This is a genomic window from Halobaculum sp. MBLA0143 (assembly GCF_041361465.1).
GTDB lineage: Archaea > Halobacteriota > Halobacteria > Halobacteriales > Haloferacaceae > JAHENP01.
Genome location: NZ_JBGKAC010000001.1, coordinates 1,380,800 through 1,403,818, shown reverse-complemented (window position 1 = coordinate 1,403,818; position 23,019 = coordinate 1,380,800). Strand labels below are relative to the sequence as shown.

23 protein-coding genes and 1 tRNA gene are annotated in these 23,019 nt (G+C 69.1%); 17 read left to right on the top strand and 7 right to left on the bottom strand.

The annotated features are described in order from the left end of the window. Positions 1 to 104 precede the first annotated feature (104 nt). Genes RYH79_RS07215 through rad50 form a run of 4 tightly spaced genes read left to right on the top strand, consistent with a single transcriptional unit; the run spans position 105 to position 5,456 of the window. The gene (locus RYH79_RS07215; protein ID WP_370897650.1) at positions 105 to 734 is read left to right on the top strand and encodes a PAS domain-containing protein; all 630 of its coding nucleotides are present in this window, start codon (positions 105 to 107) and stop codon (positions 732 to 734) included. A gap of 26 nt (positions 735 to 760) precedes the next feature. Then, the gene (locus RYH79_RS07210) at positions 761 to 1,171 is read left to right on the top strand and encodes a DUF7966 family protein (RefSeq protein ID WP_370897648.1); all 411 of its coding nucleotides are present in this window, start codon (positions 761 to 763) and stop codon (positions 1,169 to 1,171) included. Beyond that, positions 1,168 to 2,769, top strand: coding sequence for a DNA double-strand break repair protein Mre11 (mre11, locus tag RYH79_RS07205; protein ID WP_370897646.1), 1,602 nt, complete (start codon positions 1,168 to 1,170; stop codon positions 2,767 to 2,769). Before RYH79_RS07210 ends, mre11 begins: the two co-directional genes overlap by 4 nt. Next, positions 2,766 to 5,456, top strand: a complete 2,691-nt coding sequence (gene rad50 / locus RYH79_RS07200) for a DNA double-strand break repair ATPase Rad50 (RefSeq protein WP_370897644.1) — start codon at positions 2,766 to 2,768, stop codon at positions 5,454 to 5,456. The genes mre11 and rad50 overlap by 4 nt, the downstream gene beginning before the upstream one ends. A gap of 61 nt (positions 5,457 to 5,517) precedes the next feature. On the opposite strand, the gene RYH79_RS07195 is transcribed toward rad50, so the two are convergent. Together RYH79_RS07195 and RYH79_RS07190 are read right to left on the bottom strand one after the other, a co-directional pair. Beyond that, entirely contained in the window at positions 5,518 to 5,934 is a 417-nt protein-coding gene (locus RYH79_RS07195) for a DUF7346 family protein (protein ID WP_370897642.1), read from the bottom strand. A gap of 37 nt (positions 5,935 to 5,971) precedes the next feature. Next, positions 5,972 to 6,478 (bottom strand): bifunctional nuclease family protein, encoded by a 507-nt coding sequence (locus RYH79_RS07190; RefSeq protein ID WP_370897640.1) that lies wholly within the window; start codon positions 6,476 to 6,478, stop codon positions 5,972 to 5,974. A 143-nt stretch (positions 6,479 to 6,621) separates the two neighbouring features. On the opposite strand from RYH79_RS07190, the gene cmk reads away from it, so the two are divergent. The 8 genes from cmk (at position 6,622) to RYH79_RS07150 (ending at position 11,892) form a co-directional block, all read left to right on the top strand. Further along, positions 6,622 to 7,200 carry a (d)CMP kinase gene (gene cmk / locus RYH79_RS07185; protein ID WP_370897638.1) on the top strand — a complete coding sequence of 193 codons (579 nt, stop codon included), beginning with the start codon at positions 6,622 to 6,624 and terminating at the stop codon, positions 7,198 to 7,200. 1 nt (position 7,201) lies between these two features. Next, positions 7,202 to 8,116 carry an RNA-guided pseudouridylation complex pseudouridine synthase subunit Cbf5 gene (locus tag RYH79_RS07180; protein ID WP_370897636.1) on the top strand — a complete coding sequence of 305 codons (915 nt, stop codon included), beginning with the start codon at positions 7,202 to 7,204 and terminating at the stop codon, positions 8,114 to 8,116. A gap of 67 nt (positions 8,117 to 8,183) precedes the next feature. Then, positions 8,184 to 9,311: a succinylglutamate desuccinylase/aspartoacylase family protein gene (locus RYH79_RS07175; protein WP_370897634.1), complete on the top strand. Its 1,128-nt coding sequence runs from the start codon at positions 8,184 to 8,186 to the stop codon at positions 9,309 to 9,311. 58 nt (positions 9,312 to 9,369) lie between these two features. Further along, positions 9,370 to 9,440, top strand: a tRNA-Pro gene (locus tag RYH79_RS07170). A 260-nt stretch (positions 9,441 to 9,700) separates the two neighbouring features. Then, positions 9,701 to 9,907, top strand: a complete 207-nt coding sequence (locus RYH79_RS07165; RefSeq protein ID WP_370897632.1) for a polysaccharide transporter — start codon at positions 9,701 to 9,703, stop codon at positions 9,905 to 9,907. 230 nt (positions 9,908 to 10,137) lie between these two features. Then, the gene (locus RYH79_RS07160) at positions 10,138 to 10,797 is read left to right on the top strand and encodes a recombinase family protein (protein ID WP_370897631.1); all 660 of its coding nucleotides are present in this window, start codon (positions 10,138 to 10,140) and stop codon (positions 10,795 to 10,797) included. Positions 10,798 to 11,088: 291 nt separating this feature from the next. Further along, entirely contained in the window at positions 11,089 to 11,475 is a 387-nt protein-coding gene (locus RYH79_RS07155) for a YccF domain-containing protein (protein ID WP_370897629.1), read from the top strand. 228 nt (positions 11,476 to 11,703) lie between these two features. Then, positions 11,704 to 11,892, top strand: a complete 189-nt coding sequence (locus tag RYH79_RS07150; protein ID WP_370897627.1) for a hypothetical protein — start codon at positions 11,704 to 11,706, stop codon at positions 11,890 to 11,892. 127 nt (positions 11,893 to 12,019) lie between these two features. Here the strand turns inward: RYH79_RS07150 and RYH79_RS07145 are convergent, their stop codons facing one another. Then, the gene (locus tag RYH79_RS07145; RefSeq protein WP_370897625.1) at positions 12,020 to 12,847 is read right to left on the bottom strand and encodes a DUF4097 family beta strand repeat-containing protein; all 828 of its coding nucleotides are present in this window, start codon (positions 12,845 to 12,847) and stop codon (positions 12,020 to 12,022) included. 527 nt (positions 12,848 to 13,374) lie between these two features. Between RYH79_RS07145 and RYH79_RS07140 the strand changes: the two genes are divergently transcribed. Then, a complete protein-coding gene (locus RYH79_RS07140; protein ID WP_370897623.1) occupies positions 13,375 to 13,551 on the top strand; it encodes a hypothetical protein in 177 nt (58 codons plus the stop codon). Positions 13,552 to 13,596: 45 nt separating this feature from the next. On the opposite strand, the gene RYH79_RS07135 is transcribed toward RYH79_RS07140, so the two are convergent. Further along, positions 13,597 to 14,103, bottom strand: coding sequence for an archaellin/type IV pilin N-terminal domain-containing protein (locus RYH79_RS07135; protein WP_370897621.1), 507 nt, complete (start codon positions 14,101 to 14,103; stop codon positions 13,597 to 13,599). A gap of 99 nt (positions 14,104 to 14,202) precedes the next feature. Between RYH79_RS07135 and RYH79_RS07130 the strand changes: the two genes are divergently transcribed. Next, positions 14,203 to 14,799: a type IV pilin N-terminal domain-containing protein gene (locus tag RYH79_RS07130; RefSeq protein WP_370897619.1), complete on the top strand. Its 597-nt coding sequence runs from the start codon at positions 14,203 to 14,205 to the stop codon at positions 14,797 to 14,799. Here RYH79_RS07130 and RYH79_RS07125 read toward each other — a convergent pair. Both RYH79_RS07125 and RYH79_RS07120 read right to left on the bottom strand, forming a co-directional pair. Continuing rightward, complete coding sequence (locus tag RYH79_RS07125; protein WP_370897617.1) at positions 14,687 to 16,129, bottom strand: TIGR00341 family protein; 1,443 nt, start codon at positions 16,127 to 16,129, stop codon at positions 14,687 to 14,689. The genes RYH79_RS07130 and RYH79_RS07125 overlap by 113 nt on opposite strands. Before the next feature lie 48 nt (positions 16,130 to 16,177). Then, on the bottom strand, positions 16,178 to 18,919 hold the full coding sequence (locus RYH79_RS07120; RefSeq protein ID WP_370897615.1) for an ATP-dependent helicase: 2,742 nt from the start codon (positions 18,917 to 18,919) through the stop codon (positions 16,178 to 16,180). 95 nt (positions 18,920 to 19,014) lie between these two features. On the opposite strand from RYH79_RS07120, the gene RYH79_RS07115 reads away from it, so the two are divergent. Together RYH79_RS07115 and RYH79_RS07110 are read left to right on the top strand one after the other, a co-directional pair. Then, the gene (locus RYH79_RS07115; RefSeq protein ID WP_370897613.1) at positions 19,015 to 20,013 is read left to right on the top strand and encodes a DUF7490 domain-containing protein; all 999 of its coding nucleotides are present in this window, start codon (positions 19,015 to 19,017) and stop codon (positions 20,011 to 20,013) included. Beyond that, positions 20,010 to 20,306: a DUF8060 family membrane protein gene (locus RYH79_RS07110; protein WP_370897611.1), complete on the top strand. Its 297-nt coding sequence runs from the start codon at positions 20,010 to 20,012 to the stop codon at positions 20,304 to 20,306. The genes RYH79_RS07115 and RYH79_RS07110 overlap by 4 nt, the downstream gene beginning before the upstream one ends. 245 nt (positions 20,307 to 20,551) lie before the next feature. Here RYH79_RS07110 and RYH79_RS07105 read toward each other — a convergent pair whose 3' ends face one another. Further along, the gene (locus RYH79_RS07105) at positions 20,552 to 22,627 is read right to left on the bottom strand and encodes a prolyl oligopeptidase family serine peptidase (RefSeq protein ID WP_370897609.1); all 2,076 of its coding nucleotides are present in this window, start codon (positions 22,625 to 22,627) and stop codon (positions 20,552 to 20,554) included. Between the two features lie 86 nt (positions 22,628 to 22,713). Between RYH79_RS07105 and RYH79_RS07100 the strand changes: the two genes are divergently transcribed. Next, positions 22,714 to 22,974 carry a ubiquitin-like small modifier protein 1 gene (locus tag RYH79_RS07100; protein WP_370897607.1) on the top strand — a complete coding sequence of 87 codons (261 nt, stop codon included), beginning with the start codon at positions 22,714 to 22,716 and terminating at the stop codon, positions 22,972 to 22,974. The last annotated feature ends 45 nt before the right edge of the window (positions 22,975 to 23,019 follow it).

Genomic DNA, 23,019 nt, shown 5'->3' with positions numbered 1-23,019 from the left:
ACGACGGGGTGCTCGTGCCGACGGACGGAATCCGCCCGACGACGGGTCGTGACCGCCCGGCGTCGATCCGAGACGCTTACGACCGGGGCGCACCTGACGCGACTGTGACACTGGCGTCGTCGCCGCGGCCGGGGCTGCGAGACTGGCTCCGGACGGCACTCGGCGGTGAGCAGGCGGCGTTCCGGGAACGGCTGTCCGATCGACTCGACGGGGCGTCGGTCGCGGGAGCGGCGACGGCCCGCGACCGACTGTCGACGGAGCCGGCCGGGGCCTCGCTGGGGGCGTTCGCCGAGGCCGTCGACACCCCCCGCGAGCGCCGGCTGGCCTGGCGTGCGTGGGTGGTGGACCGACTCCCAATCGGCGTGACCCTCACCGGCGCGGCGTACCACGACAACCCCCTGCTGTACGCGAACGCCGGGTTCCGGGCGCTGACGGGGTACGACGCCGCGGCGCTGGCGGGTCAGAACCCCAGACTCCTCCAGACCGACGCGACCGACCGGGAGTCGGTCGCCGACTTCGTGGAGGCACTGCGAACCTGGGAGCCCGTCACCGTCGAGATCCGCAACGAACGGGCCGACGGCGTCCCGTTCGACAACCGCGTCTCGTTGGTGCCGGTCACGGGGGCGGACGGCACCGTCGAGAACTGGTTCGGACTCCAGGCTGCCGTCGCGTGGCCGGAGGGTCGCCCCGAGGAGGCGGACGCCGTCGGAGCCGACGCGACGACTGAACTTTGAAGACGGGTGACGCGGCTACCGACCCCGTGCGAGTGACACACGTCCGGGAGACGAGCGAGATGGACGCCGAGACGGGTGACGCGGGCGCCGAGACGGACGGCCGGCGACGACAGACCACGAGCGGCCGCGCCGCCCAGCGGTCGACCGCCTGCGACCGTGCCGCCCAGCGACCGGTGGCCCGCGGCCGTTCCGTCCAACGGGCGGTGGCCCGCGGCGAGGCGGCGCTGACGGACGTTCGGCGGGCGGCGGCGTTCCGGTGCGACGGCGGGCTCCGCGATCTCCGGCGGCTCGCCGACGGCGGGGGCGACCCGCGAGTGCGAGCACGCGCGACGGCGACCCTGCGGGCGTTCGCGCGGCTGGCTCGTGCGACCGGGTGGGACGACGACGACAGAACGACACAACGGTTAGGTTCCCGCCGCGACTACCGAGAATCGTGACACGTATCGTCCACACGGGGGACACACACGTCGGCTACCGGCAGTACCACTCGCCGGAGCGCCGGCAGGACTTCGTGGACGCCTTCGAACGAGTGGTCACGGACGCGGTGGAGACGGACGCCGACGCCGTCGTCCACGCGGGTGACCTGTTCCACGACCGTCGGCCGGAGTTGCCGGATCTGCTGGGTGTGTTGTCTCTGCTCCGGGAGTTGGAGTCGGCTGCGGTGCCGTTCCTCGCGGTCGTCGGTAACCACGAGTCCACCCGCGGCGGCCAGTGGCTCGACCTGTTCGAGTCGTTGGGGCTGGCGACCCGGCTGGGCGACGAGCCGACGGTCGTGGGCGACACCGCCTTCTACGGCCTGGATCACGTCCCCGAGGCTCGCCGGGACGAACTGGACTACGAGTTCGCCGACCACGACGCCGCGGCGGCCGCCCTCGTCGCCCACGGGTTGTTCACCCCGTTCCCGCACGCCGACTGGGAGACGGAGACGGTGTTGTCGGAGTCGACCGTCGACTTCGACGCCGTCCTGCTGGGCGACAACCACACGCCCGACACGGCCCAGGTGGACGACACCTGGGTGACGTACCCCGGGTCGACGGAGCGCGCCTCCGCCAGCGAGCGCGACCCGCGGGGGTACAACGTCGTCCGGTTCGAGACGGACGCCGACGGCGCGACCGTCGACGTGCGTCGCCGGACGATCGAGACCCGGCCGTTCGTGTTCGTCGACGTTGAACTGGGGCCCGGCGAGGGGGTCGACCGCGTCCGCGACCGACTCCGCGAACGCGACCTGACGGACGCGGTCGTGATCGTGGAAGTCGAGGGCGACGGCGAGACCGTCACCCCCGCCGAGGTGGAGTCGTTTGCGACGGAGCGTGGGGCGCTCGTCGCCCGTGTCAACGACCGCCGGGAGGTCGACCCGGAGACGGCGACGGCGTCCGTGGAGTTCGCCGATCCGGACCGTGCCGTCCGCGAACGGCTGGCGGAGACGGACCTCTCCGTGCCGGCCCGCGAGGTGGACGAGCTCGTCCGCGACGACGAGGTCACGGACAGCAACGTCCGCGAGCGGGTCACCCGCCGGGTCCGCGAACGACTCGACGCCGACAGTCTCGTCGACGACGTGGCGACGACCGGACCCGCAGAGGTAGACGACGACGTGGCGGCGGACGGTGACACGACGGACGACGACATCGACACCGACACTGTGGAGACGGCAGACGACCCCGACGGCACCGCAGAGACGACACACGACGCGAACGACGCGGAAGACGCCGATGACGCCGTGGAGACGACAGACGACGCGGACGACACTGACAACACTGACGACACTGTGGAGGCGACAGACGACGCGGACGACACTGACAACACTGACGACACTGTGGAGACGACAGACGACACGGACGACACTGACAACACTGACGACACTGTGGAGACGACAGACGACACGGACGACACTGACAACACTGACGACACTGTGGAGACGACAGACGACACGGACGACACTGACAACACTGACGACACTGTGGAGACGACAGACGACACGGACGACACCGACGACGCCGACGACACCGCTCAGCTCACGATGGAGGACCTGACGTGATCTTCGAACGCCTGCGGCTCCGGAACTTCAAGCCGTACGGCGACGCGAGCGTGTCGTTGTCGGAGGGGGTGACGGTGGTCCACGGGCTCAACGGCAGCGGGAAGTCGTCGTTGTTGGAGGCGTGTTTCTTCGCGTTGTACGGGTCGAACGCCCTAGACGGCACCTTGGACGACGTCATCACGAACGGCACGGAGGAGACGGACGTGGAGCTGTGGTTCCGTCACGACGGCCAGAGGTTCCACGTCACCCGCGAAGTGCGGACGTACGGGGACCGGGCGAGCACGGCCACCTGTACCCTGGAGACGGACGACGGGGAACTCCTCCGCGAGGGGGCGACGGACGTGCGGGCGTTCGTGACGGATCTCCTGCGGATGGACGCCGAGGCGTTCGTCAGCTGTGCGTACGTCAAGCAGGGAGAGGTGAACGAACTGATCGAGGCGAGCCCGGCCGACCGTCAGGACACCGTCGACGACCTGCTCCAACTCGGCCGGTTGGAGGAGTACCGCGACCGCGCCGGCGAGGCCAGACTCGGCGTCGGCGACGTGTTGGAGGGGCGCCGGGGGGCGCTGGAGAACCTCGACGAACGCATCGAGCGTAAGGAGTCGCGTGACCTGACGGAACGGCTCAACGCGCTGGAGTCGGAACGGGCCGAGCTCGACGAGGAGATCGAACGGTTCGAGTCCGAGCGCGAGAAGGCCGAGACGACACGGTCGGAGGCGGAAGACACCCTCGCGGCGTACGAGGACCGCCGGGCGGAGCTGTCGGAGTTGGAGACGGAGATCGACGACCTGGAGACGGCGATCCGCGAGACGGAGGCGGAACGCCGCGAGGTAGAGTCGGAGCTGGCAGACGCCCGCGAGCGACGGGAGGAACGGGCGACGGAGCTGTCGGAGGCGGTCGCCGCGGCGGACGTGGAAGACGGCGACCCGGAGACGGTCGCGGCCCGCCGCCAGACGCTGTCCGACCGGGAGTCGGAGCTACGGGAGGAACTGCTAGACGCGCGTGACGACGCCACCGAGGCGAAGAACCGTGCCGAGGAACGCCGGGAGACGGCCGCCGACCGGCGCGAGCAGGCGACAGAGCGACGCGAACGGGCCGAGGAACTCCGCGGCCGGCTGTCGGAGCTGCAGGAGACGCTGTCGGAACGGCGTGAGCGTCGAGAGACGGCCGCCGACCGGCGGGACGAACTGCGCGCGCAGTTCGACGACGCCCCCGTCGCAGTCGGCGAGGCGGCGTCGCTCCGGGAGTCGATCCAGACGGAGCTGTCCCAGCTGGGCGAGTCGATCGAGGACACCCGGACGGACCTGAAGGAGGCGCGGAGTGCCGTCGACCGTGGGGAGGAACTGCTCGCGGCCGGCAACTGTCCGGAGTGTGGTCAGCCGGTCGAGGGGTCGCCACACGTCGACGCCTTAGACGAGCGACGCGACCGGGTCGAGCAGTTGGAGTCGGAGCTGTCGGCGCTCCAAGACGAGCGCGAGGAACTGCGGGAGCGGCGCGACCGCGCGGAGGCGCTCCGGGAGACGGAACGCGACCTGGAGGGGGTCGAAGACACGCTGTCGTTGTTGGACGAACAGATCGACGAGACGGACGAACGGGTGACGGAGACGCGCGAACGGATCGACGAGCACTGCGAGACGGCCGACCGGCTCGAGTCGGAGGCGGCCGACGCCGAGGCAGACGCGGAGGCGGCCGCAGACGACGCCGAGACGGCCCGCGAACGGGTGGCAGACTGCAACCGTCGACTCCAGAGCCTCGAGGCGGCCACCGAGCGGCTGGACCGGATCGACGACGTGCGCGAGGCCAGACGCGAGGCAGCCGCGGAGGTGGACCGGCTGGAGGAACGCCGCGACGGGCTGGCCGGCCGCAACGACGAACGGCGCGAACGGCTGACGGAGAAACGACAACGGCGCGAAGAACTCGCGGCCGCCGTCGACGACGAGGCCGTCGAGACTGCCCGCGAGCGGCTGTCGAACGCGGAGTCGTACATCGAGCAGGTGGATCGGAAGCTGACGGAGCTCCGGGAGCGCCGCGACGAGGTGACGAACGGCATCGGCGCCGTCCGCAACGAACTGGACGAACTGGACGAACTGCGGGAAGAACGAGAGACGCTGGCGGCGGAGGTGGAGGCGTTGGAGACGCTGCGCGAGGAGACGGCCGAACTGGAGGAGACGTACGCCGACCTCCGTGGGGAGCTGCGCCGCCGTCACGTCGACATTCTGGAGCAACGGCTCAACGAGACGTTCGATCTGGTGTACGGCAACGACGCGTACTCTCACATCGAACTGGACGACCAGTACGAGCTGACGGTGTACCAGAAGGACGGCCAGGCGCTGGCGCCCGAACAGCTGTCGGGCGGGGAACGGGCGTTGTTCAACCTCTCGCTGCGGTGTGGGATCTACCGGCTGTTGGCCGAGGGGGTGGAGGGGGCGGCCCCGACGCCGCCGCTGATCTTAGACGAACCGACGGTGTTCTTGGACGACGGCCACGTCTCGCGGTTGGTCGATCTGGTCGAACAGATGCGAGGGTTCGGCGTCGCCCAGATCCTGATCGTCTCACACGACGACGAACTGGTGGACGCGGCCGACGACCTCGTGCGGGTGGAGAAGGACCCGACGACGAACCGCTCGTCCGTCGAGCGGCTGGAGGCGGCGTCGCTGGCGGATCTGCGGCCGACGGCAGACGACTGACGGCGGCGTCGGCTCCTCTCGCCGTCGTCACCGCAGTCTAGCGACGGCGTGTTCTCGGTCGTCACCGGAGCCTGGAGACGGCGTGTTCTCCGTCGTCTGTCGGCTCGTAGCCCGGTCGGCCGGCGACGGTCGCCTCGCGGACCAGACCGGCGGCGCGGAACTCCCCGAGTAGCCCCAAGAGGTCGGACTCACACAGGTCGTAGGCAGTCGTCAGCGTCTCGGCGGCCGTCGGCCCGCGGTCGACGAGTTCGACCAGGAGACCGAGTGCGCGGTCGTCCGGGCAGGCGAGCACGGCCCGCCGGACGGCGGGGTCGACGGCGTCGGCAGCCGTCGACAACGGGGCGTCGTCAGTCGGCGTGAGCGTCTCGGGTTCTCGGTACGACTCCTCGCCGGTCTCGGGGTCGCGCACGAGCGTGGCCTCGGCGGCGCGTTTCACCACGAGTAGTCGCTCGCCGTCCTCGTCGGTGACAGTCTGCACGGGTTCGGGTGGACGCCCGCGGGAGAAGTGGGTGTCGCTATCGGTACCGGAAGTCGCTCTCGTCGCGGTCCTCCTCGCCCGGGGAGTGAGGGAACACGCCGTCGCTGCGGGACTCGATCTCGATGCTGTCCGGAGGCTGGCCGGCGGCGTCCAACACCTCGTCGGCAACGGTGATCGGGCACTCGAACCGGATCGCCAGCGCGATGGCGTCCGAGGGCCGGGCGTCGAAGACGAACTCGCGGCTCTGGCCGGCGTCGTACGACTCGGCGTCGATCTTCGCGTAGAAGGTGCCGTCGGTGAGGTCGTCGATCCGGACCCCGTCGACGGCGCCGCCGAACTCCGTCACCATCTCGACGAGGAGGTCGTGGGTGAGCGGTCGTTCGAACACGCGGTCGGACAGACCCATCCGGACGGAGTTGGCCTGGTCGCGGGTGACGAAGATCGGCAGCAGCTGCTCGCGCGCTCGAAGGATGACCGCCGGAACCTCGTCGCCGTCGGGACCGACGCCGACGCCGATTCCGGCAATCTCTGCCTCGTGGCTCATACCTTCCGTACGAACGGGGGGTACGAATAGGTGCCGCCAGGCCCGGCACGGCCGGTCGCCCCCGGGGCCCGACGAACGGTGCCGACGGGTGCGGGCGTCACCCGAAAGGACAGTCACTTGTACCGACCGCGTGGAGTTGTGATATGTTGATTACGATCTCCGGACCGCCGGGGAGCGGGAAGTCCACGACCGCGGCACAGCTCGCGGAGGCGTTCGACCTCGACCACGTCTCCGGGGGAGACACGTTCCGCGAGATGGCAGACGAGCGAGGGCTGTCGCCCGTGGAGTTCAACGAACTCGCCGAGGAGGACGACCAGATCGACCGTGACCTGGACCGTCGACTCCGCGAGACGGCGATCCAACGCGACGACCTCGTGTTGGAGTCGCGGCTGGCCGGCTGGCTCGCCGCCGAACACGCCGACGTGCGGATCTGGCTGGACGCACCCTTGGACGTGCGTGTCGGTCGGATCGTCGACCGCGAGGCCAAGGACCTGGCAGTCGCCCGCGAGGAGACGCGTCGCCGCGAGGACAGCGAGGCGAAGCGCTACCGGGAGTACTACGACATCGACATCGACGACCGGTCGATCTACGATCTGGTCGTCAACACGAGTCGCTGGAGCGAGTCGGCGGTGACGGAGCTCCTGATCGACGCCGTCGACGCTCACGACCCCGCGAGCGACGAGGGCCAGACCCCGGTCGAAGGGGTCCGTTACGAGTTCTGAAATGTCACTGCGCCCGGCTCCCGACGAACGGACCCCCCGCGACCGGCTGTCGTTCGGCGTCGTCAACCTGGACAAGCCGCCGGGACCGTCGGCCCACGAGGTGACGGCGTGGGTGCGGGACGCGGCCGGTGTCGACCGCGCCGCCCACGCCGGCACGCTCGACCCGAAAGTGACCGGCTGTCTCCCGATCCTGTTGGGGGACGCCACCCGGCTGGCCCAGGTGTTCTTGGAGGGTGCGAAGGAGTACGTCGCCGTACTCGAGCTCCACCGCACGGCCCCGGCCGACACGGAGGCGGTCCTCGCGGAGTTCGAGACGGAACTGTACCAGAAACCCCCGCGGAAGTCTGCCGTCCGGCGGCAGCTCCGCAGACGAACCGTCCACGAACTGGAGGTGCTGGACCGCCGGGAACGCAAACTCCTCCTCCGGATCCGGTGTGAGTCCGGGACGTACGTCCGGAAGCTGTGTCACGACCTCGGGCTGGCGCTCGGCACCGGCGCGCACATGGGGAACCTCCGGCGGACCGGGACGGACCCGTTCGGCGACACCGACCTCGTGACGCTCCACGACTTCGTGGACGCGCTGGCGTTCGACGACGACGGCGACCCCGAGCCGTTGGCGGCGGCGGTCGCCCCGGCGGAACGCGCCCTCCGGCACCTCCCGCGGGTCGTGATCGCCGACAGCGCCGCCCGCGAGGTCGCCGAAGGCGCGCCCGTCTACGCCCCGGGTGTGCTGTCCGTCGCCGCGCCGCCGGCGCCCGTGACTGTCGGCGACCAGGCGACGACCGGCCCGCCCGCGGACGGTGATCTCGTCGCCTGTCTGACCCCCGACGGGAGCGTCGTCGCTCTCGGCACGCTCGTGGGTGATCCGGAGGCCGACGGCGGCGAGGTGGTGTCGTTGGAGCGGGTCCTAGTCTGACGCGCCGTCGTTCTCCCGCGTTTCCGCGGTCCGTGGCTCTTTCACCGCGGCGAGTGGACAGTAGAACGTGACAGACGACATCGCGGTCGGCACGGCGGCGGCGGCTCCGGGCGAGGCGGACGACGGGTGGCTCCCGGTCACCGAGCTCCCGACCGGCGGAACCGAACGGCTCCCGGTGACGGTCGCCAACGGCACCGGCGACGGGCCGACGCTGTGGGTCACCGGCGGGGTCCACGGGGACGAAGCGACGGGCGTCGCGGTCGCACAGGACGCCGCGGCACTGGTCCGCGACCGCGCCGCCGACCTCGCGGGCGCGGTCGTCGTCGTCCCGATAGTCAGCCCCGCGGGCGTCCGGCGGAACGAACGGACGACCTACTACGGCGACGACGACCCCAACCGCTACTTCCCGGACACGGACCGCGAGGACGAACGCCCACCCGAGACACAGGAACGGATCGACACGGCGCTGTACGAGGCGTTCGCCGACTCGGCGGACCTCCTCGTCGACTGCCACACCGCACAGGTCGGCTCCGTGCCGTTCGTCATCCGGGACCGCGTGCTGTACGGCGATGTCCGAACGGAGGCGGAAGCGGAGGCGATCGCGGCGGAGTTAGACCGGCTGACCGACGCCGTCGGCCTGCCGCCGCTCCGGGAGTACCCCGCCGCGGAGTACCTGGGCCAGTCGCTCCAACGGTCGACGGCCGGCGCCGCGACCAACACCGCGGGCGTGCCGGCGGTGACGCTGGAGCTGGGCGGCCACAGCGTCGTCTCGGAGGCGGCCAGACGCGCCGGCGTCGCCGCCGTCGTCGGCGCGGCCGTCGAGTTCGGCCTGTTGGACGAACAGCCCGGCGGCGTCGCGGCCCCGGGCGCGACCGTCCCGGACGCACCCGTCGACTTCCCGGTCCGGCGGTTCGTCGGGCCGCGGACGGAGACCGCCGGGCTCGTCCGCCACAAACTCGCGCCCGGCGAGGCGTTCGAGACGGGCGACACCGTCGCCGAGGTGGTGTCGCCCCACGGCGAGGTCCGCGAGACCGTGACCGCCGACGCCGACGGCTACGTGATCGGCCACAGCGAGGGAGTCGCCGTCTACGAGGGACAGGCGGTAGCGAGCACTGCGGTCCGCGACGACGGGGTGTTGGTCGCACCACGTGAGGAGGAGGGTAACGGCGAAGCTGACTCCGGCGACGGGGTGTGAGCCGCGGGCGTGTCGGAAACGACACCCTCAAGTCGGTTCCTGCTGTCTGTTGGGGTGCGGGACCGTAGGGTAGCGGTATCCTCGGCGCATGGGGTGCGTCGGACCCGTGTTCGAATCACGGCGGTCCCATTCGGAATTTAGTCGAAGCAGTACACCACAGCGAAAGTAACACCCGACGGCGTCGGGGTGGTCCGCGTGAGCAGTAGTATCGACCGCTCCGTCGAGTGTGACGTTCGTCCGGAGGCCAACGAGGCAGTCGTCACCGTCTCTCGCGAGATCTCCGTCGAGACGCTGTTCGACACCGACGGTGAACTCCGGCCGTTCGTCGACCCGTTCACCGGGGCGACGTTGTCTCCCCGAGGGAGTCTCGCCGTCCGAGGTGTTCTCCGATGGGCGACCCTACGGACGAGTTCGTCTCCGTACGCGAGCTCCCCAGAGTCGTCGAGGCCCGGCGACTCGACGAGCAGAGGGGGATCGAGACCCGCGAGGGGACGATCGTCGGTCACTCCGGTGACGTACTGATCCGTGGGGTAGACGACGAACTCTACCCCTGCGACTCGGAGATCTTCGACCAGACCTACGAGGTGGTCGATTGAACCTCTCGTCGGTGGTCTGTCTGGTGCTCGGACACGAGTGGAGGGAGTCGGTCGCGTTCCTCCAGCGATCCTCGACGGAGTGCTGGCGGTGTGATCGGTGCAACCGTATCGACCGCGGTGAGGCACGACCGTAGCCTCTCGTCGGTTGACCCTGTCTACGCACGTATGTTCTCGTACAGTCTGTTCACAACTGCTTGATTTTTATATAGACACCCCCCGTGTCCACGAGTGTGCCCCGGGTAGCCTGCTACGTCCGGGTGAGCACGCCCGACCAGAACCTCGACCGGCAGTTGGAGAGCACGACCGAGCACGCGGAACGCGAAGTCGACGCCGACCTCGCGGAGATCGAGGTGTACCGTGACGAGAGCACGGGGACTGACACCGACCGGTCTGGGTTCCAGTCCACGATGGGCGACGCCGAGGCCGGTGAGATCGACGCGGTCGTCGCACACTCGATCACCCGCGTGTCTCGCTCGATCCAGGACCTTGAGCGGACGGCAGGCCGACTCGAGGACCACGGGGTCGAGTTCCATATCGTCTCGGAGTCGATCGTCCTCGATCCAGACTCGAAGGACGACCCGTTCCAACGGGCCATGCACCGGATGCTCGGCATCTTCGCCGAGTACGAGGCGGACATGATCCAACAGCGGACGAAGGAGGGCCTCGCGGCCCGGATGCGCGAGGACGACTACAGTCACGGACCAGCTCCGCTCGGGTTCCAGAAGGACGACGGTCGTCTGGTGGAGGGAGACGAGTACCACGAGGTCGTCGCCGTGCTCGGCATGGTGCGGAACGACAACCTCTCGAAGCGGAAGGCCGCCGACCGACTCGACTGTGGTCGCGCGACGATCAACCGGTCTCTGGATCGGCTGGAACTGTACGGGTTGTAGGAACAATGTTGAGAGAACTCGCCGTCTGGCTCGTTGGTCGCCTCCTCGCCGCAGTCGTAGTCTTCCAGATGCTCAGTATCGTACCCTGGGGGCCGAACCTCGGGCCGGTAGCACGGTTGATCGCTGTCGCCGCAATCCCGGGGAGCATCGAATTGGTCGTAGGTGGATGGATCCTACTTAACGACAACTGACCCCGTCGAGTGACGGAGAACCGGCCGTTCTCCGACATCGATCTACCTGTGACAGCGGGATACAAAAAGAATCATAACGTATAGTCAGATATAATATATTATGTCAGACGGGAGTTCGCCGTCGGTAATCGTACGGGCGGTCTGGTTCGTGTTCATCGGGAGCTGGCTCAGTGGGGTCTGGCTCTCGCTGGCGTGGTTCCTGAACTTGACGATCATCGGAACGCCACTCGGACTGAAGATGATCAATAAAGTCCCGTGGATCGTCTCGCTGAAGTCTCGGACGATGGAGGTCGGCGGCGACGGCACGAACTCGAAGGAACAGGTTTCACTCCCTATCCGCGCGGTGTACTTCGTGTTCGTCGGGTGGTGGGTGAGTGGCCTCTGGATGGCAGTGGCGTGGATCGTCTCGGTTACGATCATCGGCCTCCCGTTGGCGATCGGGATGTACAGCAAACTCCCAGCGATTGTCTCGCTGTACCGGTACTGATCGAGACCCCCGACTACGAGAGTGCGTCGAGGACGGCCGGAGGCAGTTCTCCAGAGATACCCTCACGCGGCTCGAGTCGGTTCGGTCGTCCGCCGGGGCCGTCACGATCGACCGGAATCGTGCGGACGACTCCTTCGTCTTCGAGCGTCGAGAGTCTGCGCTGGAGCGACCCACGCGAGCAGAGACCGGTGTCGTGGGCAACGTCGACGACATCGGACCACAGAGATCGTGACACTGCTCCTCCCCACACGAGTAGTCCAGCAGGATCGACCGCACCACGCCGACGAAGTCCGCGTCGGCGAGCACGCGACACCGCCGTCGGACGTGCCCAACCCGCCGATCAAGATCAAACGCGATCTCCCACGCCGTCCCCGTGCCGAACTCGTCGAGCCGTTCGAGGATACGTTCATCCGCTAGACACATCCAAGCAGCATCGAGACGTGTCGTCGAGACTGGACAGTTCTCTCCCCGTTCTCTCCGTCCGGCTCCAGCGCCTCAGTGTCGAGCTCACCCGCTCGGGAGTGGGTAGCCGACGCGGTGTCGGTTACGCGGGGAGCCGACGGAGTGTGACGGTCCCGACGGTCGTCTCCACGCTGAGTCGATCGTCGCCACCTCCCAGTGTCCCGTTGACCTCCGCTCCCGTCGTCTGTTCCGTGACCGTGAGCGGTAGTTCGGAGACTGTCACGCTACCCGTCTCGGCACTGACGGAGACGGCGGCGTCCAGTTCGGGGGCGACCGCGAGGTCGACGTCACCGGTCGTCGTGGTGATCGAACTGTCGGAGCGGAGCGACGGAACGTCCAGCGCGAGGTCACCGGTCGTCGCCTCCACGCGGTCGAGTCCGCCGACGTCTCTGATCGTCACGTCGCCGGCCGTCGTCTGCGCCGACACGAACCCATTCACAGAACGGACAGTCACTTCGCTGACGGTCGACTCCACGGTCGGATCGCCGCCCACCCCGGTGAGTCTCACGTCTCCGACGGTCGTCTCGACTCGTTCCACCGCGACGCTCGTCGGCACCCGGACGGTGATCTCCAACGACAGGCCGGCGTCGTTCTGGATCAGCCCCTCGTTGGTCGTCTCCCCGACCAGCGATACGGACGAGCCGTCACGCTGGACGCCGAACGCCAGTTTCTCGATCCGACCGGGTGGCCCCCGCCGGGTGAGTTCGATCCCCACGTCCGACCGGTCTTCGCCGGTCACGGAGACTGCCCCGACCTCGTTCGTGACCGAGAGCGTCTCCGGCACCGTCGAGAGCGTTCGTTCGGACGTCTCGGCGGTTCGCTCGCCGTCACCGCCGAGTCGTCCGGTACAGCCTGCCAGTCCAACTGCCGCGAGACCACCGAGCACCGCACGGCGCGTGTGTCGTGCCATGTCTACTGACTGCACCCGTCTCCACTTCGCTGGTGTGTGTCTTCACGCCGAACTGCTCGTGTCTGCATACAGAGACACGCCCACGGAGGCGGTTTCCACGTCTGACGACAGATCTGTCTCTCGTCAGTACCCCTCCACGGAGGACGGCTCGCCGGTCGAACACCGGGACAGGTGAAGCCGTACTGGCGGCGCGAACCGGAGGAGCCGGTGACTGTCTCGACGTCCCCGACGGACGACGACGAGGGGTGAAGGGTAACAGACGGGAGACACGCTCTCGTGGACACGAGCGTCCTGTGCCCGTCCGACGGGGGGAACGGACTGCACGTCACCGGGAGGGGACGTGAGCGAGCGGACGACATCGTCGGAGAGATCACAGAGTAGAGTTCCCGAACGCGCGCGTGCTCACCGGTGTTCGGCGGGAGACACTCGATCGCCTCTCGAACGAACGGGGGCAGAACGCGGCTCGGTAGACGCTGGATTTCCCCCGCGACAGTCCGAGCTTCGAACTGTACAGCCCTCGGGAGGAGGTGATCGAAGCTGCCCGGCGGTTCGTGGAACGACGCACGGAGACCGGGTTCGCCGACGGTCAGATCGTCGCGTACCCGAACCGACTCGACCGGGAACACTGGGTCGTCTACACGACCGGCGGGCAGTTCGACGACTATCGGGTGGTCGCCTCCTCGGCGACAGCGTACAACCCGTAGGGTCGACGAGCGTCCGGAGGTTCCGGCCCCCCGGCGACCCGCCCCTCAGTACTCGTACTCCGTCAACAGCCAGTTGTCTCCCTCGTACTCCGCGTAGAAGGCGAGTGTCCCGGACTCGTCGGGACAGACGGCCCAGTCGTCGCTGCCGTCCTCGCCGATGTCGACGTCAACGCCGGCGTTGCCCTCCTGTTCGTTGGCGAGGAACCGTTCGGAGCCGACGCCGGCGGCCTCGGGGTCGTCCCAGACGGTCTTCAGCGTCTCCCCGGTCTCCGCCCGGACGACGACGTAGATCCGGTCGGCGGCGTCCAACAGGTCGATCTGGACGAGGAAGCCGACCTCGTAGCTGGCGTCACAGGCGCCGGGCTCGTCGTCGAGCTCGGCACCCTCGGTGAACTGTCGCTCGTCGACGGAGACGACGACCCGTGGGGGCTCCGAAGGACTGTCGACGCCGATCAAGAGCACGCCGACCGTCGCCGCGAGCACGACGACGACCGCGACCATCAGGACTGTGGCGACAACCGGGGAGACGCCGCGGTCGAGTGACCCGCTCACGTGGCGTACTCGTGACGAGATCGAATTAACTGTTCGCAAACGCTCGTGTGTCGACGGAAGAGGTGGTTTTTTGCCACTGTCTGCAGACGTACCGACGAGATGTGTCGAGGGAGCGACCGTGCCGTGTCGCCGGTGGTCGGAACGATCCTGATGGTTGCCGTCGTCGTGGTGTTAGCGGCCGTGATCGGCGGATTCGTGTTCGGGATCGACTCGCCGTCGGAGCGGCCGCCGGCGACCTCGATCTCGATCACGTCCGAGCGGATCGGCGACGGCGTGGCGAAGAACGACGCGGTGGTGTTGGAACACCAGGCCGGCGAGACGTTCGGTCGTGGCCGTATCACCGTCACCATCGGCCCGGACGAGGTGTTCAACAGCTCCGTCGTCGAGGACATCGGCGGCGACGGCGACGTCGGTGCCCGACTCCAGGGGTTGGTCGTTCAGGTGGACCCGGGCGCGTTCAACGACCTGAACAAGCCCGGGCCCGGGCCGCCGGGTGATCCCGACGGCAACTCCTCGAACGTCGTCGTCCAGTGGGGCGACGGAATCGACCACGGTGACAGGCTCGTCATCCAGGAACGCAACGCTACACAGTCGTACGACGTGATCCAAGCGGGTGAACGGGTCGAGGTGGTGTGGACGGACGAGTCGGGCCAACAGTTCCTGCTCGCGTCCGGGACGGTGGGCTCGGAGTCGTGATCGCCGACGACCGGCGTGCTCGGTCCGTCCGGACGTACTCCACTCGAACGGTCGGCGCCGGCGGAGAGACGGCGGGCACGTCGGCGAACGCTCGCTCGGTGGCCCGGGCCAGCCGATCGGCGAGCGGGGCGGCCACCCGAGGGAGCGGGGCCTCGGGCGGGACGGCGACGGTGACCGTCACCGTCGCAGGGTGACGCACGAGCACGCCGGTCGTCCGGGTGTCGACGGCGTGGAGTCGGCCGGGGCGATCCGACAGCAGCGCGCGAGTCTCCTCCCGGGCGGCGGTGTCGACGGCGGCCGTCCCGCCCCCGGCGACGGTGGCGCCGACGAGCAACGCCGTCGTGGCCGCCAGCGCGACCGACAGGACGGCCAGCCGACGGCCGGTGCCGGTCGCGGTCTCGTAGCCGAACGTGTCGTCCGGACGGTACCCACGGTACCAGAGCGTGCCGAGCGCGGTCGCGTTGATCGAGAGGTAGTTGACGACGACCAAGAGACCGGCACCGGCGACGGCCGCCGGGCGACCCCAGGCGATGCCAATCCCGACGACGGCCGTCGGGGGGACGAGCGCGGCGGCGATCATCACGCCCACGAGCGCCGCGGAGACGCCGGCCGACAGCGACAACGCGCCGGCGACGCCGGCGCCGAGCGCCACCGGGAGCGCGAGCAGGTCCGGCCGGAGCCGTTCGGCCACCTCCGACGTGGCGAACACCTCGGCGGCAGTCGTCGGCACAACGCCCGTGACCCGCAGGCCGACGGCGAACAACGTCGCCGCGACCACAGCCAGGAGCCCGCCGCCGACCTGGAGGGTCACCCCGCGCCGAAACAACGCCTCGTCGTCGACGACCGTCCCGACGGCCGCGGCCATCGCCGGGCCGAGCAACGGCGCGATCACCATCGAGCCGACGACGACCGCCGGCGAGTCGAGCAGGAGTCCGGCGGTGGCGACGACCGCACTGACGACCGCGAGCACGGCGAACGTCCGGGTCTTCGGCGCCATCCCCTCGGCCCGGGTCGCCAACTCCTCTCGGGCGATTCGGTCGTCGTCCGTCTCCTCGTCCGTCTCGTACTCGGCGGCGAGCCGGTCGAACCGGTCGGAGACGACGGTCTCGGCGTCGACGACGACCGTGGCGGCGTCGCGCTCGAGTCCGGCCTCGCGCAGCCGTTCCAACACGGGTTCGACGGCCGCCGTCGGCAACGGGAACGAGACGACGGCGGTGTACTCCCGGCCGCTCGCCTCCTCGGTGAGCACGTAGTCGACGCCTTCCGCCTCCAACGCCTCGACGACCGCCTCGCGCCGGCCCGTCGGCACCATCACCTGGACGAGTCGCACGCGAACAGGTGGACGGCGCCCGGGTTAAGTGCCGCGGCCACCGCCGGTCTACCCTTCGATCTGCTCGACCACGCGGGCGTGGAACTCCTGGAGCGCGGCCGACTCGTCGCCCGCCAACACCACGTCGGAGGCCGCCAGCGTCGCCAGCCCGAACGCCCGCGGCGACGGGGAGTCCACCTCGAACCCCTCGACGGCCACGTCCCCGTCCTGGATCGCCCCCAACACCTCTCTGATCCCGCGGAGGTCGAGCACGTCCTCGACGATCTCCCGGTACGTCTCCTCGATCACGGCGAAGTCGTCTAGCTCCTGGGCGAACGACAACAGCATCTCCGAGGACACCTGTTGTTCGGCCGCGGACTTCTCGTACCCCTTGTAGCGCTTGAGGATCATCAGCGACCGAGTGGCGTCGATCCGGAAGTACCGCTTCAGGAGGTCCGTCCCGTCGAGTGCCGCCCGCAGATCCGGGAGCGCCTCCTCGGGCGCGATGCTCTCGATCACGTCCGACACGTCCACCTTCCGATTGAGCGGCATCGACACGGTGAAGCCGTTGTCGGCGACCGCCAACTGGACGTTCGTGTTCGTCCGTCTCGCACACCGGTAGGCGACGAGCCGGGAGAGACCGTCGTTGAACCGCCGGCCGTAGTTGGAGTGGACGTAGTAGCGACGGCGGTACTCGTCGCGGTCCAGTTCCTCTTCGACGACGAGCCGTTCGGCGGTAGAGATGGACGACAACCCGGCGTAGCGGCGTTGTTGGTCGAACGTCCGCGCCAGCGACCGGACGGTGTTCTCGTCGGCCGGCAGCGACCGCAGCCACGACCGCAGCGCCGACCGTCCGCCCTCGCGCAGCTTCTCCTCGACCGTGGACTGGAACGAGAGGATCTCTCGGCCGAGATCGTAGCTCAAGGGGAGCCGTTCGGAGAACCACGACGGCACCGTCGGTCGGGCGCCCGTCGGGTCGACGTACACCTTCGACCCCCGGCGGTACTGGAACTCGTAGTTGCCCCCGCCGAGGACGAACACGTCACCCTTCTCCAGGGTGTCGAGGTACTCCTCGTCCAGTTGGCCGAGCCACTCGTCGTTCCCGCGGGTGTACACGTCACAGGTGAACGAGTCCGGGATCGTCCCGATGTTGGTCATGTAGATCACGCGCGCCATCCGGCCACGCTTGCCGATCAGCCGCTGGCCGACGTCGTACTCCTCGTAGTGGTGTTCGCCGTCGGGGGGGTCGTTCGTGTCCCGCCAGATCTTTGCGTACACGTTCTTCTCCTCTAGCCCGTCGTAGTCGGCGGTGAGGTAGCGACACAGCTGCTCCCAGTCGTCGTCGGTGTACTCTCGGTACGGGTACGCCCGCCGGAGCGTCGCCAGCGCCTCCGCCTCCGGTCGGACCTCGTTGATCGCCATCCCGTACACCTGCTGTGCGGCCACGTCTTGGGGTGCCTCCGGGACGAACACCCGGTCGACGAACCCCTCCGTCGCCTTCTGGAGCATCACCGCACACTCCACGAGTTCGTCGCGGTCCAACGCGATCACCCGCCCGGCGACCGTCTCGCCGACCTGGTGGCCGGCTCGACCGACCCGTTGGAGCAACGCGGCGACGGACTTCGGCGAGCCCACCTGGACCACCAGATCCAGGTGGGGCATGTCGATCCCCAGCTCCAGCGACGTGGAGGAGGTGACCACGTCCACGTCGCCGGACTTCAGGTCCGACTCCACCCCTTCGCGTTGCTCCTTCGACATCGAGCCGTGGTGACACCCGGAGTTGGACTCGTCGTAGGCGTCGAACCCCGTACGGAGGTTCTCCAACACCCGCTCGGCTCCCGATCGGGTGTTCGTGAACACGAGCGTGTTGTCGTGGCTCCGGACGAGTTCGTGGAGTCGGTCGTAGAACGCCTCGTTCACGCGGTCTCGCGGGGTGTCGATCAGGTCGTCCGTCGGACACTCCAGCTGGAGGTCGTAGTCCCGGAGGAACCTGGTGTCGACGATCTCGTAGTCTCGGAAGCCGGGGTCGCCGCCGGGCGGGTCGCCGGACTCCCGGCCGACGAGGAACTTCGCCACCGTCGGCAACGGCTCCACCGTCGCCGAACAACCGATCCGGGTCGGCGAGCCCTCCGTCATGTTCTCCAGCCGTTCCAGGGAGACGGAGAGGTGGGTGCCGCGTTTGTTCTCTGCCAGCGAGTGGATCTCGTCGACGATGACGTACTCCACGGTTCGAAGCTTCTCTTTGAACTTCGGGGAGTTGAGCAGGATCGCCAGCGTCTCCGGCGTCGTGTTGAGGACGTGTGGCGTGGTCTCCAACATCCGCTGGCGTTCGCTGTCGCTCGTGTCCCCGTGTCTGATCGCGTGTCTGATCTCCGTCTCGTGGCCGCGGTCGGCCATTCGCTCGGCGATCCCCGACAGGGGCCGTTCCAGGTTGCGGTGGATGTCGTTGGCCAGCGACTTCAGCGGCGAGACGTACAGACAGTAGACGGAGTTGTCGAGCCCGTCCGGCTGCTCGCGTTCTCGGCGGTAGAGGTCGTCGATGACGGCCGTGAACGCAGACAGCGTCTTGCCGCTACCGGTGGGCGAGCAGACGAGCGTGTTCGTCCCCTCGTCGATCAGCGGAATCGCCTCCCGCTGTGGTGGGGTGAAGAAGCCGCCGTTCTCCGGGACGAACTCGCCGAACTGATCGACCCACCACTCTCGGACGGACGGGGCCAGCCGTTCGAGCACGTCCGTGTCCTCCAGCCGAACGGCCTCGGGGTCGAAGTCGTAGTCGTCGGCGTGCGCACACAGGAGCTCCCGTCCGGACATGGACGCTCCAGGGGGCGGTGCGTCAAGTCGGTTGTGTTCCCCACGGTCGACACCGGGACACAAAGCCTTTGCCAGCCTCCGGGGAAGTCGACGGCGTGCGATTCGAACGAAGTCTGACGACGGCGGCCGTCGCCCTCCTCCTCGTGACGGCGGTCGCAGTGTTCGCGGTCCCCGGCGCTCTCGCCGACCCCGACGAGGGGGTCACCAGACCCGGGCCGGTGGACGTGTCCGAGGTGTCCGTCACCCCCGGGGAGATCAGCGGGGGAACGGCGGAGCTACGGCTACTCACACGGATCGACCACCGGGGGCAGCCGACGCCGAACGTGACGGTCCGGTTCCGGGCGTACGACGCCGAGTCCGGACTCCTGATCACGGAACGACGCCGCGAGGCCGGAGAGCTCACCGGCGACCGGAGCGTCCAACTCAACGGGACACTCCGGGTGCCACGCGAGGGCGGGTACGTCCTGGAGACGACGCTGTTCCACGACGGCCGGGCGGTGGATCGGCGCTCCCGGCGGGTGTCCGGCGTGGCGGCGCTGACGCCGCCGTACGCGGCGTCGCCGGTGTCGTTCACAGACCGGACCGCGCTGCCGCCCGTCTCCGTGGCCGTGACGTCGGCCGACGGCAACCGCACCCGGCTGCGGCTGACGGCCAGCCTGGCCAACGGCGGCGACGAACCCAGCGGCGACCTCCGGGTGGCGTTCCGACTCCGGCAGGCGGAGTCGAACGTCCAGACCGCCCGCGCGGCGGAGTCGGTCGGGCAGATTCGGCCCGGCCGCACCGGCGAGGCAGCCGCCGAGGTGACCGTTCCGACCGGCTACAACTACTACGTCGACGTGGTGTTGTACCGCGACGACGTGGTGATCGACACCGCTCGGTCGGTCGCCAACCTGGACCCGCAGGAACGCATCTCCGCCGAGGAGACCGTTCGAGACGTGGAGTTCGACGTAGCGGACTTCGAACAGACGGCCAGACCGGAGCCGGAGGCGACCCGCGGGCCGGCGCAGACGTCGTCGTCGGCCCCCGGCTTCGGCCCGGTCGTCGCACTGGCCGCGTTGCTCGCGGCCGCGACAGTCGTGGTGAGACGACGATGACAGAGACAGAGCCAGACGACACACGCGTCGAGACGAGCGGCGAAGAGTCCACGAACCCCGTCGACGCCTCCTCGACGTACGAGCGCCTCCGGCGACTGGTCGACTACCTCCTCCTGTTCGGCCTGGCGTTGGTCGCGCTCGTGACGGCGGTTCAGACGTACACGGCCGTCGACACGCTGATCCGGCGGTTCGTGAGCGACGAGTTCCGGCCGGTCGTCCGCGGCGGGTTCAACCTCGCGTTGTTGCTGGCGGCAGTCGCTGGTGTCGGACTCCAGCTGCGACGACTGCGCTGAAAGAATCCGGCGGGGAGCCCGGCGGACGGGGGGGGTCTTGTCAGAGGCACACGGTGTCCGCTGCTCCCACCGCATTCGACAAACGGTGACCTGCATAGATAAAACTTCGGTGAAAATCAGTTCACCTCTTGTCCGACACTCGATACGAAGAGACCCGGAGCGACGTAATTACTCTACAGTACTACCGAGTGGTTCGCCCGCCGTCGTGCGGGCATGTGAAATACTCACACGGTGACGGCCTCCTGTCAGCCGTCCGTCGTCAGCGCCGTCGTGTCGATCCCGAGCTGGTCGGCGAGGAACCCCCAGCGTTCGCTCTGCTCGCGGACGACCATCGAGGTGGGTTTGCCGACGCCGTGGCCGGTGTCTTCGGCCACCCGGAGCGCGACCGGGTGGGGGCCGGTGTTGTTGGCCTGGAGCCGCGCGGCGGTCTTGCGGGCGTGGGCCGGGTGGACCCGTGTGTCGCCCAGCGCCGTCTCGAACAGCGTCGCCGGGTACGCCGCCTCCCCGACGTTGTGGTACGGGGAGTACGACCGCAGCGTCTCGAAGGCGTCCGGGTTCTCGGGGGAGCCGTACTCGGCGGTCCACGACTCCCCGAGCAGGAACTCGTGGAAGCGTAACATGTCCAGCAACGGCACCAGACAGACGGCCGCCCGGAAGCGGTCCGGGTCGCGGGTGACGAGCGCACCGACGAGCAGCCCGCCGTTCGACCCGCCGATCACGCCCAGTCCGTCCGGTCGGGCCCAGCCGCGGTCGACGAGCCCGTCTGCGACCGCCTCGGCGTCCTCGAACGTGTGGTGTTTCTGGTCGCCGGAGCCGGCGTCGTGCCAGGGCTCGCCGTACTCGCCGCCGCCGCGGAGCGTGGCGACGACGAACACGCCGCCGGCGCGGAGGAACGGCAGCCGGAACCGGTCGAAGTACGGCGTCCGGCTGATCCGGAACCCGCCGTAGCCGGTGAGCACGGCCGGGTTCGTCCCGTCCGGCTCCACCCCGGCCCGCCGGACAACGAACGCCGGGATCTCCGTCCCGTCGGGGGCGGTGAACCACTCCTGGCTCGTCTCTACCTCGAAGGGCACGTCGACGTCTCGGGTCGTCAGCGTCTCGCGGCCGCCGCCGGTCGTCCACCGACAGACGGACTGCGGCTCGCCGAACGACTGCCGTCTGAAGAACACCCCCTCCTCGTCCGCCTCGACGGCGTCGACGGTGACGAGTCCGCCCAGCGGGACGGTGCGGCGTTCGCCGTCCAGCTCGACCGTCAGCTCCGAGGTGGCGTCACGGTGACGGTGGACGTACAGTCGGTCGTCGGCCGCCGACACAGACTGGATCACCGCCTCCGTCTCCGGCACGACCGTCTCGAACGCCGACAGCGCCGGCGGGTCGTCCGACAGCGCTCGGTCCACGTCCGTCGCCACCACCCGGTAGCGCGGCGCCTCGTGGTCCGTCGACACGAACAACCGCCCGCCGCCGGTCTCGACCTCGAAGACCGCGTCGTACCCCGTCAGGATGGGCTCCAGTGTCGCCTCGGACGGCGGCCCGCGGTAGCCGTACAGCTCCGTCCGGGTCCAGTCTTCGGTGACAGAGACGAACAGGGCGTCGCCGTCCGTGTGGAGGCTCGGCCACTCGTGGTCGGTGAACTCGTCTGCGACGACCACGTCGCCGTCGGCGTCGCCCCCGAGTTCGTGGTAGCGCACCTCCTTGTCCAGTTGGCTGCCCGCCTCGGCGCTGCCGGTGGCACAGTAGTAGAAGCCGACGGCGTCACCGGCCCACGCGAACGTCCCCCGGTTCGTCCGGCCCACGTCCGGCAGCGTCTCGACCGTCTCCCCGGTCGTCGCGTCCAACACGACCACGTCGTACTGCTCGCGGCCCCCCTCGTCGACGCCACAGGCGACCAACTCCCCGTCGGGGCCGGGGACGGCCCAGCCGATCGCCGTCGTCCCGTCGCCGCCGTTCGGGTCGTACAACACCCGGCGGTCGTCCCGTCGGAACGCCGACAGCGAGTCTGCGACCGTCAACACGTCCTGTTCGTCGTCCGGGCGGCACACCGTCTGGAAGTACCGCCCGCCGGCGGGGTCGACGCGGCCGTACTCCGTCACCTGGGCCAACTCCTCGTACCGGTTGTCGAGTGCGGCCCGCTGTGGGGTGTCCAACACCGCGTCGGCGTGCCCGTTCTGGCGGTCCGTCCACGCCTGGACCGCCTCGTCGTCACCCTCCAGCCACCGGTAGGGGTCGACGATCTCCGTACCGTGGAGCGTCTCCGTCACCGGTCGCCGCTCCGTCTCCGGCGGCACCGACCGCCGATCCGCCTCCGTGTCCGTATCTCCCATACGGCGTCTGGCGACGCCGCCGACGTGAGCCTTCCGGAGCCGGCACGCGACACAACCCTCAAGCGCGCCGCGACCGGACGACGACCGTGCAGTGGAAACTGTTCGCCGACCTCGCGGAGGTCGCCGGCACGGAAGAGCCGACGGTGGAGACGGACGGCGACACCGTCGGCGAGGCGCTGTCGGCGCTGCTGTCGGCACACCCGGACCTGGCGGCCCGCGTCACCGACGACGACGGAGAGCTCCGCCCACACGTCAACCTCCTCCACGAGGGGGAGCCGGCGGATCTCGACACCCCCGTCTCCGAGGGCGACGAACTCGCCCTGTTCCCGCCGGTGTCGGGCGGCTGACACCACGCTCGCGGACCCGCGCAACTTTTACCGCGAGCGGGAGAG

What these genes read in the sequence shown, in the direction of transcription:
- RYH79_RS07145 (WP_370897625.1), bottom strand. Translation starts at nt 12,847, where the DNA reads ATGGCACGACACACGCGCCGTGCGGTGCTCGGTGGTCTCGCGGCAGTT.
- cmk (WP_370897638.1), top strand. Translation starts at nt 6,622, where the DNA reads ATGTTGATTACGATCTCCGGACCGCCGGGGAGCGGGAAGTCCACGACC.
- RYH79_RS07155 (WP_370897629.1), top strand. Translation starts at nt 11,089, where the DNA reads ATGTCAGACGGGAGTTCGCCGTCGGTAATCGTACGGGCGGTCTGGTTC.
- RYH79_RS07105 (WP_370897609.1), bottom strand. Translation starts at nt 22,627, where the DNA reads ATGGGAGATACGGACACGGAGGCGGATCGGCGGTCGGTGCCGCCGGAG.
- RYH79_RS07120 (WP_370897615.1), bottom strand. Translation starts at nt 18,919, where the DNA reads ATGTCCGGACGGGAGCTCCTGTGTGCGCACGCCGACGACTACGACTTC.
- RYH79_RS07130 (WP_370897619.1), top strand. Translation starts at nt 14,203, where the DNA reads ATGTGTCGAGGGAGCGACCGTGCCGTGTCGCCGGTGGTCGGAACGATC.
- RYH79_RS07180 (WP_370897636.1), top strand. Translation starts at nt 7,202, where the DNA reads ATGTCACTGCGCCCGGCTCCCGACGAACGGACCCCCCGCGACCGGCTG.
- RYH79_RS07190 (WP_370897640.1), bottom strand. Translation starts at nt 6,478, where the DNA reads ATGAGCCACGAGGCAGAGATTGCCGGAATCGGCGTCGGCGTCGGTCCC.
- RYH79_RS07110 (WP_370897611.1), top strand. Translation starts at nt 20,010, where the DNA reads ATGACAGAGACAGAGCCAGACGACACACGCGTCGAGACGAGCGGCGAA.
- RYH79_RS07165 (WP_370897632.1), top strand. Translation starts at nt 9,701, where the DNA reads ATGGGCGACCCTACGGACGAGTTCGTCTCCGTACGCGAGCTCCCCAGA.